The organism is Sphingomonas sp. (assembly GCF_035555815.1).
Lineage (GTDB): Bacteria > Pseudomonadota > Alphaproteobacteria > Sphingomonadales > Sphingomonadaceae > Sphingomonas.
Genome location: NZ_DATMGG010000049.1, coordinates 1 through 13,519 on the forward strand (window position 1 = coordinate 1; position 13,519 = coordinate 13,519).

Annotated in this window: 11 protein-coding genes and 1 pseudogene; 7 read left to right on the forward strand and 5 right to left on the reverse strand. The window is 68.2% G+C overall.

Annotation, left to right across the window (positions count from 1 at the left end):
* From VNR91_RS02725 to VNR91_RS02740, 4 genes and pseudogenes are all read left to right on the forward strand, one after another.
* A partial coding sequence (locus VNR91_RS02725) for an alpha-N-arabinofuranosidase (protein ID WP_325489255.1) occupies window positions 1-1,478 on the forward strand: 1,478 nt, incomplete at its 5' end.
* Between the two features lie 37 nt (window positions 1,479-1,515).
* Window positions 1,516-2,535: an arabinan endo-1,5-alpha-L-arabinosidase gene (locus VNR91_RS02730; RefSeq protein WP_325489256.1), complete on the forward strand. Its 1,020-nt coding sequence runs from the start codon at window positions 1,516-1,518 to the stop codon at window positions 2,533-2,535.
* Window positions 2,536-2,551: 16 nt separating this feature from the next.
* Window positions 2,552-3,577: pseudogene (locus VNR91_RS02735) on the forward strand (family 43 glycosylhydrolase); the annotation flags it as partial.
* Window positions 3,578-3,806: 229 nt separating this feature from the next.
* Window positions 3,807-5,240 (forward strand): carboxylesterase family protein, encoded by a 1,434-nt coding sequence (locus tag VNR91_RS02740; RefSeq protein WP_325489257.1) that lies wholly within the window; start codon window positions 3,807-3,809, stop codon window positions 5,238-5,240.
* 9 nt (window positions 5,241-5,249) lie between these two features.
* Here VNR91_RS02740 and VNR91_RS02745 read toward each other — a convergent pair whose 3' ends face one another.
* Window positions 5,250-5,981 carry a FadR/GntR family transcriptional regulator gene (locus tag VNR91_RS02745; RefSeq protein ID WP_325489258.1) on the reverse strand — a complete coding sequence of 244 codons (732 nt, stop codon included), beginning with the start codon at window positions 5,979-5,981 and terminating at the stop codon, window positions 5,250-5,252.
* 231 nt (window positions 5,982-6,212) lie between these two features.
* On the opposite strand from VNR91_RS02745, the gene VNR91_RS02750 reads away from it, so the two are divergent.
* Genes VNR91_RS02750 through VNR91_RS02760 form a run of 3 tightly spaced genes read left to right on the forward strand, consistent with a single transcriptional unit; the run spans window position 6,213 to window position 8,712 of the window.
* Window positions 6,213-7,079 (forward strand): 2-dehydro-3-deoxygalactonokinase, encoded by an 867-nt coding sequence (locus VNR91_RS02750; RefSeq protein WP_325489259.1) that lies wholly within the window; start codon window positions 6,213-6,215, stop codon window positions 7,077-7,079.
* A complete protein-coding gene (locus VNR91_RS02755; protein ID WP_325489260.1) occupies window positions 7,061-7,708 on the forward strand; it encodes a 2-dehydro-3-deoxy-6-phosphogalactonate aldolase in 648 nt (215 codons plus the stop codon). Before VNR91_RS02750 ends, VNR91_RS02755 begins: the two co-directional genes overlap by 19 nt.
* Window positions 7,708-8,712, forward strand: coding sequence for a glycoside hydrolase family 43 protein (locus VNR91_RS02760; protein ID WP_325489261.1), 1,005 nt, complete (start codon window positions 7,708-7,710; stop codon window positions 8,710-8,712). Before VNR91_RS02755 ends, VNR91_RS02760 begins: the two co-directional genes overlap by 1 nt.
* On the opposite strand, the gene VNR91_RS02765 is transcribed toward VNR91_RS02760, so the two are convergent.
* The 4 genes from VNR91_RS02765 to VNR91_RS02780 form a co-directional block, all read right to left on the reverse strand.
* Window positions 8,709-9,881 carry a 1,4-beta-xylanase gene (locus VNR91_RS02765; RefSeq protein ID WP_325489262.1) on the reverse strand — a complete coding sequence of 391 codons (1,173 nt, stop codon included), beginning with the start codon at window positions 9,879-9,881 and terminating at the stop codon, window positions 8,709-8,711. The two genes, VNR91_RS02760 and VNR91_RS02765, sit on opposite strands and share 4 nt — an antisense overlap.
* 16 nt (window positions 9,882-9,897) lie before the next feature.
* Entirely contained in the window at window positions 9,898-11,031 is a 1,134-nt protein-coding gene (locus tag VNR91_RS02770) for an aldose epimerase family protein (RefSeq protein WP_325489263.1), read from the reverse strand.
* 36 nt (window positions 11,032-11,067) lie between these two features.
* Window positions 11,068-11,925 carry an SMP-30/gluconolactonase/LRE family protein gene (locus VNR91_RS02775; RefSeq protein WP_325489264.1) on the reverse strand — a complete coding sequence of 286 codons (858 nt, stop codon included), beginning with the start codon at window positions 11,923-11,925 and terminating at the stop codon, window positions 11,068-11,070.
* On the reverse strand, window positions 11,925-13,519 hold a 1,595-nt coding region (locus VNR91_RS02780; RefSeq protein WP_325489265.1), incomplete at its 5' end, for an IlvD/Edd family dehydratase. The genes VNR91_RS02775 and VNR91_RS02780, both read right to left, overlap by 1 nt.

Consider the following 13,519-nt stretch of genomic DNA (forward strand, 5'->3'; position numbering starts at 1 on the left):
AGGCTGCGGCCGCCGCCACGGTGCGGGGCGATACTCCCGGTGCGACCTATGACAAGCGCATCTTCACCCAGTTCGCCGAGCATCTCGGCACCGGTATCTACGGTGGGCTGTGGGTCGGCCCCGATTCGAAAATTCCCAACACCCGTGGCTTCCGCAACGACGTCGTCGCCGCGCTGCGGCGTCTGGCGGTGCCGGTGATCCGCTGGCCGGGCGGCTGTTTCGCCGACGAATATCACTGGCGCGAAGGGATCGGCGCGCGCGCCAGGCGGCCGGTCAAGATCAACACTCACTGGGGCGGCGTCACCGAACCCAACACCGTCGGCACCCACGAATTCATGGACCTGACCGAACAGATCGGCGCCGAGCCCTATGTCGCCGGCAACGTCGGCAACGGCACGCCGCAGGAAATGGCGGAATGGGTGGAATATATGACGGCGCCGGCCGGATCGCTGGCGGACGAGCGCGCGCGTAACGGGCGCAAGGCGCCGTGGGCGGTGCCCTATTTCGGCGTCGGCAACGAATTGTGGGGCTGCGGCGGCAACATGCGCGCCGAATACGCCGCCGACCTGACGCGCCGCTATGCCACCTTCATCAAGGCGCCGGCCAACACCCGCATCCTGAAGATCGCGGCGGGCGCCAATGTCGATGACTATAACTGGACCGAAACGATGATGCGCGTCGCCGGCGGTCAGGTCGATGCGCTGTCGCTGCACTATTACACCATCCCCGGCGGCTGGCCGCCGCGCGCGTCGGCAACCGATTTCGACGAAGCCGGCTGGGCCGAGACGCTGGCCGGCGCGTGGCACATGGACGAGCTGGTGGCGAAGCACAGCGCGATCATGGACAAATATGATCCGCAAAAGCGGTTGTTTCTGGCCGTCGACGAATGGGGCACCTGGTACGCGGGCGATCCCGGCACCAATCCGGGCTTTCTGCGCCAGCAGAACACGCTGCGCGACGCGTTGGTCGCGGCGATCCACCTCAACATCTTTGCCAAGCACGCCGATCGTGTGCGGATGAGCGCGATCGCGCAGATGGTCAACGTACTGCAGGCGATGGTCCTGACCGATGGCGACAAGATGACGCTGACGCCGACCTATCACGTGTTTGAGATGTACAAGCCGTACATCGACGCGACGGTGCTGCCGGTCGAGATCGCGTCGCCGTGGTACAACAAGGACAAGTGGGTGATGCCCGCGATCAGCGCCTCGGCGGTGCGGGACAAGGCCGGCATCGCGCACGTCGCGCTCGCCAATGCCGATCCCAACCGGCCGATCACGCTGACGGTGGCGCTGAAGGGCGTGCGCGCGCAGGCGGTGAGCGGGCGCGTGCTGACCGCCGCCACGATGAACGCGTTCAATACCCCCGGTGCGTCCGAAGCGGTGGCGCCGGCGGCGTTCGACGGCGCGCGATTGCAGGGGGAAACGATCACGGTCACGCTGCCGGCGAAGTCGGTAGTGATGCTCGACCTGTCGTGATGGAGGGACCGGCATGATGATCCGATGGAAATCGGCAATGCTGGCGATATGTATCGCTGTCGTCGCTTCCCCCCCGGCCATCGCCACCCCGCAGGTGCCGGTGGCGATCAACGACCGGCTCGGCGGCGATCTCGCGCCGGTCCACGATCCCGTCGTCATCCGCGAGGGCGACATTTATCACCTGTTTTCCACCGGGATCGGCGAAGGCGACCAACGCTTCATATCGGCGCGGGTGTCGCGCGACAGAATTCACTGGGAAAAGGGCGCGGCGCCGTTCGATCGGCTGCCGGGATGGGCGACCGCGGCGATTCCCGGCGCGACCAACATGTGGGCGCCCGACATCAGCTTCGTCGATGGCCGATACCGGCTCTATTATTCGGTCTCGACCTTTGGCTCGAACCGTTCGGCTATCGGCCTTGCCACCACCGCGACGCTCGATCCGGCCGCGCCCGGTTACGGCTGGCGGGACGAGGGGCTCGTGGTGATGTCGACGCCCACCGACGATTTCAACGCGATCGATCCAGCCTTCGTCGCCGACGGGCAGGGGCGGCACTGGCTGGCGCTGGGCAGCTTCTGGACCGGTCTCAAGCTGTTCGCGCTTGATCCGCGCACCGGCAAGCTGCTGCGCGCGGACGAAAAGCCGATCGCGCTCGCGGCGCGGCCGGTGCCGGCCGGCGCACCCTCGATCGTCGAGGCGCCCTATATCTTCGCCCATGGCGGCTATTACTGGCTGCTCGCCTCCTACGACTATTGCTGCAAGGGCGTGAACAGCACTTATTACACCGTGATCGCACGTTCCAAGACGGTGACCGGGCCGTATCTGGGCAAGGACGGCAGTTCGATGCTGGCCGGCGGCGGCACGATCCTGCTGCGCGCCGATCTCCAGGAAAAGCAACGGTTTCGCGGCCCGGGCCACCCCGGCCATTTCCGCGACGCCGACGGCAACGACTATGTCGTCTACCACGCCTACGATCGCGAACACGGCGGCGCGCCGACGCTGCGGATCGCACCGCTGCGCTGGGACGCCGACGGCTGGCCAATCGCTCAGGTCCAATAACGGAGGAAGCGCGTTGATGAGAATGTCTCGCCGCCTGTTCGTCGCCGGTGCCAGCGTCGCCGGAGCCGCCCCCGCGCTTGCTCGCCGCGCGACGCCGCCGCGCATCGTCAATCCGCTGGTCCGGCAGCGGGCCGACGCGCAGGTGTTTCGTCACAGCGACGGCTGGTACTATCTGACCGGATCGGTCCCCGAATACGACCGGTTGGTGCTGCGCCGGTCGCGCACGCTGGCCGGGCTGTCGACCGCCACCGAAAAGACGCTGTGGCGCCATCTGGCGGCGGGGCCGATGTCGGGCTTCATCTGGGCGCCGGAGCTTCACCTGATCGACGGGCGCTGGATCATCTATTTCGCCGCCGGTCCCAGCGGCGGCGGCGAGGACGTGTTCCGCATCCGCACTTATGCGGTCGTGTGCGACGGCGCCGATCCGATGACCGGCGGCTGGTCGGTGCTCGGCCAGCTTGAGACGCCGTGGGACAGCTTCAATCTCGATTCGACCAGCTTCGTCCATCGCGGCACGCGCTATCTCGCCTGGGCGCAGCGCGAGCCGGGGATCGAGACCAACTCGAACCTCTACCTCGCGCCGCTGGCGACCCCGCTGACCCTCGCCGCCGCGCCGGCCCGGCTGTCGATCCCCGAGCTGCCGTGGGAGATTCGCGGGTTCAAGGTCAATGAGGCGCCAGCGCTGCTGGCGCGCAACGGCCGGCTGTTCCTGACCTATTCCGCCAGTGCCACCGACGCCCGCTACTGCATGGGCCTGTTGACCGCGCGCGACGATGCCGACGTGATGGATCCGGCGGCGTGGACAAAATCGCCGGTGCCGGTGATGAGCAGTTCGCCCGCGCACCATATCTATGGCCCCGGCCACAACAGCTTCACCGTCGACGAACACGGCCGCGACATGCTGGTGTTCCACGCCCGCGATTATGAGAAGATCGAGGGCGATCCGCTGTTCGATCCCAACCGCCACACGCGCGTGCAACCGGTCCGCTACAACCCCGACGGCGTGCCGCTGTTTGATCCGCCGGCGGCGAACGGTCCGCTGGGCTGATCGCACGATCCGGGCGCGATCCGAGGGGCGAAGGCGATGCAGTCATCGAGGTCTTCGACAAGGTCCAAGGACAGCGCGAGCGCTGCGTCGCGCTGAACGGCGCATCGGGTCTTCACATCCACGATCCGCGCCGGCGCCCTGAAGTATGACCGATTGATCATATAATTTCCTGCGCTAGGTTCGTGCCGAACAGGGCGGCGGCCGAAGCGGCGGGAGGATGGCGATGCGGTACATCGGTTTGGTCTGGGCGCTGGCCGGATTGCTGGTCGCGCCGGGGGCGGCGCAGACCACGGTCGCGCCGCGTGTCGTCACCACCGGCGGCACGATCGACGGCAGTCGCGCCGCCGATCGCCTGATCTTTCGCGGCGTCGCCTTTGCCGCGCCGCCGGTCGGCCCGCTGCGCTGGCAGCCGCCGCAGCCGCTGCGCTGGTCGGGCGTGCGCCGCGCGATCGATCGCGCGCCGGCGTGCATCCAGGCCGACTATGGCTGGAACCGCGCCGACTATCTGTTCGCCAGCGAGGATTGCCTGACGCTCGACATCGCCACCCCGTCGCTGACGGGCAGCCGTGCCGTGCTGGTCTGGATTCACGGCGGCAGCAATCACGCCGGCGGGCCGGGCGACACGGTGATGTCGTCGCTGGTCGGGCAGGGGGTGGTGGTCGTCGCGGTGCGCTATCGACTGGGCACGCTGGGATTTCTGGCGCCACGGTCGCCGCAGGGGACCGGCGGCAACTACGGGCTGATGGACCAGATCGCGGCGCTGCGCTGGGTCCGGGCCAACATCGCCCGCTTTGGCGGTGATCCCGCCAAGGTGACGATCGGCGGCGAAAGCGCCGGAGCGCAGGATGTCGGTCTATTGCTCGCGGCCCCGGCGGCGCGCGACCTGTTCCGGCAGGCGATCATGCAGAGCGGCACCCCCGCGTTCGGCATGGCCTATCGACCGGTCGAGCAGGCCTTTCGACTGGGCGATCAACTGGTCGCGGCGCTCGACGGACTCGATCCGCGCGACGCCTCTCCGGCGGCGCTGGTCGCGGCGGACGGCAGGTTGCACGACGCCGATATCGTTCACGACGATTATCTGTGGCTGCGCACCACCATCGACGGGGTGGTCCTTCCCGAATCGCCAGCCGCGCTGCTCGCCGCCGCGCCGGGCAAGCCTTTGCTGATCGGCACCAACGTCCGCGAACTCGACATACCGGGCGGTCGCCCGTTCCGCGACGGCTTCATCGCCGGCCACTACGGCGCGAAGGCTGATGCGGCCCGCGCCGCCTACCGGATCGGCGGCGGTGTCGATCCAGCCCCGGCACCGCGCGGCGGGACGATCGACGAGCGGATTTCGACCGACGCCACCTTCGTCTGCCCAGCCGACCGGTTGGCGCGGCTGTGGGCGGGGAAGGGGGCGCCGGTCTATCGCTATGTGTTCGACGATGCGCCGGGCGGGGGCATGACCTCCCACGCGCGTGAGCTGAGCTATGTGTTCGGGGAGGACCGCGCCGGCGGCGTCCACCTGCAGGATTATTGGGCGGCGTTCATCAAGACCGGCGCGCCGGGCGGCGGATGGAGCGGGTGGCCCCGGCGGATGCGGTTCGACGCGTCCGGCGCTACGCCCGAACCGGCGAAGATTCCGACGGTCTGCGACCTCGCCGTCGATCTGTGAGCGCCGCGATCAGGCTTCGCTGTCCTGGATCGGCACCTGCTGGATCACCTCAAGCACCTTGCTGATCAGGACGGTCATCGCTGCACGGGACGCTTCGACGTCGCGCGCCAGGATCGCGTCGTGCACCGCGGCGTGGTCGGCGATGCTGGCCGAACGCCCGGTCAGCCGGTTGGTGAACCGGATCGAGGTGCGCAGCGCGGTGCCGACGACGCTGCGGAACTGGACGAAGAACGGGTTGTTCGACGCGCGCAGGATGGCGACGTGAAACGCGATGTCGGCGTCTAGCCCGTCGTCGAGGCCGTCCTCGGCGGTACGCATCCGGTAGAGGCCGGCGGTGATCGCCGCGCGCTGCTCTTCGTCCGCCGCGACCGCGGCCAGCGCCGCCGCCTGCGGTTCGACCGCGATCCGCAATTCGTTGAAGTGCCGCAGCAGCGTCAGCGAGCGGCGCCGTTCCAGCAGCCAGCGCAGTACGTCGGTATCGAACAGGTTCCACCCGTCCTCGGGCCGGACGAACGTCCCCTGCTTCGGCCGTGCGCCCAGCAACCCCTTGGCGGCGAGCATCTTCACCGCTTCACGCGTCACCGAACGGCTGACGCCATGTTGCTTGACGATGTCCGCCTCGGTCGGGAACGGTTTGTCGCGATAATCGCCGATGACGATCGCGCGGCCGAGCACTTCCTGCAGCCCCCAGGTCAGGTTGCGTCCCAGGTCGTCCGGCCCCAGCCGACTATCTGCCGCCATCGGCCATTCCTGTATCCGTCATCTTACGCCCTCTACCCATCCGCCGGACAGTCGCAGAAGCTGCCGGGACGAACAAGGTTATCATCATATAAAAGGCCAGACGTGACCGTGTTATCCCCTCGACAAGTGCGACTTATCAGATAATAGTCGCGCTGTGAACGGCCGACCGCGCCGTGTCGAGGCGGGGACGCTCATGCGACTGGCGACATTGGATATCGTGGCGGTGCTCCGGTGAGCCGGCGCTTCATCGCCGTCGACTGGGGTACGACCAACCGGCGGGCCTATCTGATCGAGGACGGCGTGGTGGCGCGGACCGAGCGTGACGCGATGGGAATCGCCGCGGTTCCGGCCGGCGATTTCGTAGCCGAGGTCGCCGCGCTGCGAGCGCGCTTCGGTGGTGGGCCGATGCTGCTGGCGGGCATGGTCGGGTCGAACCGCGGCTGGATCGACGCGGGCTATGTGCCCTGTCCCGCCACGCTCGACAGCCTCGCCGCATCGTTGGCAGGAGCGGACGAGGGGGTGTGGATCGTCCCGGGCGTGAGCACCGTGCGCGACGGCCGCGCCGACGTGATGCGGGGCGAGGAGGTCCAGCTGCTCGGCGCTGTCACGGCGGGGCTGGCCCCGGCCGACGCGCTGCTCTGCCAGCCCGGCACGCATTGCAAATGGGCGCGCGTCGCGGGCGGGGTGCTGGAAGATTTCGCGACCGCGATGACCGGGGAGATGTTTGCGCTGCTCCGCGATCACGCGCTGATCGGTGCTGCAATGGGCGCGCCGGTCTCCGCCGGCAAGGCGTTCGCCGCGGGCGTGGCGCGGGCGGGGGAGGGCGATCTGCTTGCCGCCTTGTTCGGCGTGCGGCCGGCGAGCCTGCTCGGGCTGCGCGACGATGCCGATGCTGCCTCCTATGTCAGCGGACTGCTGATCGGCGGCGACGTGCTGGCGCAGGTCGCGCCGGGCGACGTCGTCCACGTGCTCGCCGATGCGGCGTTGGGCACACTCTATGCGGCGGCTATCGCGCAGATTGGCGCGACCGCGATCGCGGTCGACAGCCACGCCGCGTTCGTCGTCGGGGTCACTCGCATATGGGAGCTTGCATCGTGACCGATTTCGCCACCGCCTTCGCCACGCTGCCGCTGGTCGCGATCCTGCGCGGGGTGCGCCCCGATGAGGTCGAGGCGATCGGCGACGCGCTGGTCACGGCCGGGTTCACGCTGATCGAGGTACCGCTCAACTCGCCCGATCCGTTCGACAGCATCGCTCGGCTGGCGCGGCGGTTTGGCGGCGGCGATGCGCTGATCGGCGCGGGCACGGTGCTGTCCACGAAAGATGTTGCGCGGGTGGGCGATGCGGGCGGCTGCATGGTGATCTCGCCCAATGCCGATACCGCGGTGATCGCCGCGTCAGTGGCCGCGGGCATGGCGTCGCTGCCCGGATTCTTTACCCCGTCGGAAGCGTTCGCCGCGATCGGTGCGGGCGCCAGCGCGCTCAAGTTGTTCCCGGCGGAGGCGGCCTCGCCGGCGGTGCTCAAGGCGCAGCGCGCGGTGCTTCCCAAGGCGGTACCGGTGCTGGCGGTCGGCGGGATCACACCTGAAGGCATGGCGCCGTGGCGCGCCGTCGGCGCCGGCGGGTTCGGGCTTGGCTCCGCGCTCTACATGCCGGGGATGCAGGCGGAAGAGGTTGGCGCCGCCGCGCGTCGGTTCGTCGCCGCATGGCGGGACGGCGCGGCGTGATGTTGCGGCTTGCCGCCGCGCTGGCGCTGGCGCTGGTCGTCGCGCCGGCGGACGCGCGCGATCAGGCGACGCTGGTCAATCCGCTGCTACCGTCCGGCCCCGACCCCTATGTCGTCACCGACGGCGGCTGGTTCTATTTCATGGCGACGCGCGGCGACCGGCTGACGATCCGTCGGACGCGCGATCTGGGACGGCTGGCGGAAGCGCAAGAGGTGGAGGTGTGGCGCCCGCCGGCAACCGGGCCGAACGCGATCTCGATCTGGGCGCCCGAGCTTCATCGCATCGACGGCAAATGGTTCATCTATTACACCGCCGCCGCCAGCGGGCATGACGACGACGATCATCGCGGCGTATTCGTGCTGGAAAATGAAGGGCCGGATCCGCTGGCCGGCCAGTGGGTCGATCGCGGGCGAGTCGACACCCGGCTCACCGGCATCGACGGGACGGTTTTCGAGGCGCGGGGCCGCCGCTGGTTCGTCTATTCCGCCTATGACGGGCCGGACAGCGTGCTCGCGATCGCGCCCCTCGCCAATCCGTGGACGCTCGCCGCGCCCGAAGTGACGATCGCGCGTCCCGACAAGGTATGGGAGCGGCAGGGCGGGCGCCAGATTCTGGAGGGGCCGGCATTCCTGCAAGGTCCAAAGGGAGACCTGTTCCTCGCCTATTCAGCCAGTGCTTGCTGGTCCGACGATTATGCGCTGGGCCTGCTTCGGCTGCGGCCGGGCGATGATCCGATGGACGCCGCGGCGTGGACCAAGGCGCCCCTGCCGGTGCTGGCAAAGGCGCCGGGCAACAATGTCTACGCCCCCGGCCATAACGCGTTCTTCACCGCACGTGGCGGGCGCGAGCCGTGGATCATCTATCACGCCAACGATGGCGCTGGTGCGGGATGTAAGGCGACACGGTCGCCGCGCGTTGAGCCGATGCGGTGGGCCGACGACGGTACCCCGATCTTCCCGGTCCCGGTGCGGGCGGGCGCTCGTGCACCCGCCCCCAAACCCTAGCGGCGGTTGCCACGCCTCGGCGCGGGCGACTCCGCGCGCGTGACCTCGGGCACCACGCCCTTGGGTGACGTCGCCAGGCGTCGGATCAGATCGGTCTCTGCGACGCGATAGGGGGTGCCGTCGTTGCGGAACACCTCATGGAACCAGATCGTCGGTTCGCTGGTGACATAGGGTTTCTGCCAGCTATCCCACGGCAGGCGCGTCTGCGTCTTTCCGTCGACGAAGCCCCAGTTCATCATGCCGACGTTGTAACGCTTCGCGATCGGCAGCGACCCGTCAAAGGTCGATCCGTTGCCTCGCGCCATATATTCGGTGCAGATGATCGGGCGGTTGTACGGCAGCAACTGCCTGATGCGCGCCTCGAATGTCTCCGGCCAGCTATAGTCGTGGAAGGTGATGACGTCGGATTCGCCGAGCTGGAGCTTTTCCATCGCGGTGAGCTTGCCGCCGGTCGGCGTCCAGTCGTCGTGCCACCACACGCCCGAGGTCAGCGGCTGGGACGGGTCGACGGCGCGTGCCCATTCAAACGTCTGCGCGAGCAGCGCACGCACCAGCGGCTCCTTGCCCTCCTGCCCCTTGTACTGGTCGGCGCCGTTGTCTGGCTCGTTCCACAAATCCCAGCCGAGCACGCGATCATCGTTGGCGAACGCGCCGATCACCCCCTGCACATACGCCTTGTAGCCGGGATAGCGGCTCTTGTCGCGCAGCCCCGGCAGGCCCGGTCCCTGCACCCATCCGCTGTTGTGGACGCCGGGGATCGGCGGATGCTGCGGCCCCAGCTTGGGATCGGGATCCCAGCAGCTGTCGAACAGCACGAACAGCGGCTTGATGCCGTGGCGCTGCGCGATCGTCAGGAACTCGCCGATGCGCCGCTTGAACCCTTCCGGATCCTGCTGCCACAATTGGTCGTGCAGGAACACGCGCATCGTGTTCATGCCGATGCCCTGTGCCAGCCCCAGCTCGTAATCGATCCGCCTGGGATCCCAGGTCTCCGCCTGCCACATCTCGAGCTGGTTGATCGCGGTCGCCGGCGCGTAGTTCGATCCGACCAGCCATGGTTGGCGGTCGTACCATGTCCTGGCCTGCGCCTCCGTCCAGCGCGGCCGCGCGTCGGCGGCGCCGGCGGCGAGCGCCGCGGCCGCCGTCAGCGTTGCAAGGAAAAGCTTCATGGCATCCTCCCTTTGATCAGCGCTTCTGAACGAAGAGCTTGTAGGTCATCGTGTTGCGATAGGTCTGGCCCGGCAGCAGCTTTACCGACGGGAAGCCGGGCTGGTTCGGCGCATCGGGAAACAGTTGTGGCTCCATCACGATGGCGTCGCCCATGCGATAGATCTGGCCCTTCTTGCCGATGATCGTCCCGTCGAAGAAATTGCCCGAATAGAATTGCAGCCCCGGCTGGTTCGACCACAGCTCATATCCGCGTCCGGACACCGGCTCGACAACGCGCGCCATCAGGTGCTGGGTCGGCGTCACCGCGCTGCCGATCACCCAATTGTGATCGTAACCGCGGCCATAGGCGATCTGCTCGTCACGCGCGTCGCGCACGCGATCGCCAATCGCGCGCGGGGTGCGGAAATCGAACACCGTGCCGGCGACCGGCTTGTGCTCTCCCAGCGGGATCGATGTCTCGTCGGTGGGCGTGTAGCGGTCGGCCGGGATGGTGACGACATGCCCCATCGCGCCGCGCGGGCTGCCGACGCCCGCCAGGTTCCAATAGGCATGGTTGGAGATGTTGACGAAGGTCGCCTTGTCGGTGGTCGCGCGATATTCGATCGTCAGCTGGTTCTGTTCGTCCAGCGCATAGGTCGCGGTGGTGGTCAGCGTACCGGGATAGCCCATGTCGCCGTCCGGGCTGACATAGCGTAGCGTGACCGAGGCGGTCGGTCCGCTCTTCACGTCGATCACTTCCCACAACACCTTGTCGAAACCCTTGGTGCCGCCGTGGAGCGAGTTGACCCCGTTGTTGACCGGGGTGGTGTAGCTCTTGCCGTCCAGCGAGAAACGGCCCTTGGCGATGCGATTGGCGACCCGGCCGACCGTGGCGCCGAAGAATTCGGGCTTGGCCAGATAGCCGTCGATCGTATCGTAACCGATCTGGACGTCGTCGCGCTTTCCGGCCTTGTCGGGCATGGTGAGCGACTGGATCGACGCACCCAGCGCGATGATCGTGGTCGAGATTCCCTTGCCGTTCGTCAGCGTGACGGCATCGACCGCGCGGCCGTCGGCGAGCTTGCCGAAGGTCGAGCGTTTCGCCTCCGCCGCCAACGCCGGCGACGCGAGCGCGGTGGTCAGCAGGGCGGCAATGATCACACTACGCATTTCGGACTCTCCCATTTTTGCAGGCCGTGCGGCGGCCTATCCACGATAATTTTGGGTAGGCAGGCCCCGGCAACCGGGGTCGACCTCGAACAGCGCGCCGCCAGCCGGTTCGTCGACCCCGTCGGCGGCGGACGTCACGAACATCCGGTCCAGGTCGGCGCCGGCAAAGGTGCAACTGGTGATCTGGCTGGCCGGCAGGGTGATCAAGCGGTCGAATGTGCCGTCGGGGGCGAACCGCCGCACGCACGATCCGCCCCAGCAGGCCACCCACAGGCCGCCATCGGCGTCGAACGTCATCCCGTCCGGTGATCCCCAGCCGTCCTCGAACACGATGAACGTGGATCGATCGGTCAGGGTGCCGTCACTGGCGATGCGGTAGCGATAGATAGTGCCGAGCGCGGTGTCGGTGTGGCACATCCAGTCGCCTCCCGGCGCGATCGCCGGCCCGTTGGCGATGGTGTAGTCGTCGTCGACCCGCGCCGCCACGCCGTCGGTATCGAACCGGTAGAAGGCGCCGGTCGGGCGGTCGCATGTCAGCGGCATCGATCCTGCCCAGATGCGCCCGGTGGCATCGGCGGCGGCATCGTTGAACCGGTTGCCCTCGCGATCGTCCTCCGGCGCCGCCAGCGGCGTGATCGACAGCGGGTCGAGCGACAGCGCGACGAACCGCCGGCCAAGCCCGGCGATGAAGCCGGGCGCCGCCGCGCGCTCGATCACCCAGCCGATGGTCTCGGGCATTTCCCAGCTGTCGACGCGCTCGTCGGACAGGCGAACGCGGTTCAGCCGCCGGCCGAGAATGTCGACCCAATAGACCGCCTGGTCGCGCGCGGACCATAGCGGTCCCTCGCCCAGCGTATCGCGGCGATCACGCGCGATGACGCGGGGGGCCGTCATCAGTGGCTGTCGCGCGGCAGGCCGCGCTGCTGGGCGATGCGCTGATACTTGACCGCCGGTTCCAGCACCGCGCCTGTCGCGAACTGGCCGGTCAGGTTGCGCTGGATTTCCTGCCACGGGGTCTGCGATTGCGGGGTGATCGCCGCCTCCATCTCCGCCAGCGAGCCGCGCCGCACCTCCAGCTCGGCGTCGTCGACCAGCATGTCGGCGGTGCGCGCCTTCAGGTCGATCCGGATGCGGTCGCCGGTGCGCAGCAGCGCAAGCCCGCCGCCGACCGCCGCTTCCGGACTGGCGTTCAGGATCGACGGGCTGCCGCTGGTGCCCGATTGCCGCCCGTCGCCGATGCAGGGCAGGGCATGAATCCCGGCGCGGATCAGCGCGACGGGCGGGCGCATGTTCACCACCTCGGCCCCGCCCGGATAGCCGACCGGCCCGGCGCCCCGAATGACGAGGATGGTGTCTTCATCAATGCCTAGCGCGGGATCGTCGATGCGGTGATGGTAATCCTCCGGCCCGTCGAACACCACGGCGCGGCCGACGAACGCGTCCGGGTGCGAAGGATCGCTGAGGTAGCGGGCGCGGAAGGCGTCGGAGATCACCGACAGCTTCATCACCGCGCCTTCGAACAAATTGCCCGACAGGACGGTCAGCCCGGCGGCGGACTTGAGCGGGCGATCGAACGGGCGGATGACATCGGTGTCCTCGATCACTGCGTTCGCGACATTCTCGGCCACGGTGCGGCCGTTGGCGGTCAGCGCCGTGCCGTCGAGCAGCCCGGCGCGGTACAATTCGCCCATCACCGCGGGCACGCCGCCGGCGCGGTAATAATCCTCGCCCAGATATTCGCCGGCCGGCTGCAGATTGACGAGCAGCGGCACCTCCGCGCCGTGGGATTCCCAGTCGTCGAGGTCGAGCTCGACACCGATATGGCGCGCGATCGCATTCAGGTGGATCGGCGCATTGGTCGACCCGCCGATCGCGGAGTTGACGCGAATCGCGTTGAGGAACGCCGCGCGGGTCATGATGTCCGAAGGCTTGCGATCGGCGTCGACCATCTCGACGATACGCCGGCCGCTTTCCCAGGCGACTTCCTGCCGGTCGCGGTAGGGCGCCGGGATCGCCGCCGATCCGGGCAGCGACATGCCCAGCGCCTCGGTCAGCGAGTTCATCGTTGTCGCGGTGCCCATCGTGTTGCAATAGCCGGTCGACGGCGCCGAACTGGCGACGAGCTTGATGAACCCCTGATAGTCGATCTCGCCGGCGGCGAGCATCTCGCGCGCGCGCCACACGATCGTGCCCGATCCGGTGCGCTGGCCCTTGAACCACCCGTTGAGCATTGGCCCGACCGATAGCGCGATCGCCGGGATGTTGACGGTCGCCGCCGCCATCAGCGCGGCGGGCGTGGTCTTGTCGCAGCCGATCGTCAGCACCACGCCGTCGAGCGGATAGCCGTAAAGCACCTCGACCAGCGAGAGATAGGCCAGGTTACGATCGAGCCCGGCGGTCGGGCGCTTGCCGGTTTCCTGCAGCGGGTGCGTGGGGAACTCGATGGCGATTCCGCCGGCGTCGCGAATCCCCGCCTTCACCCGCTCGG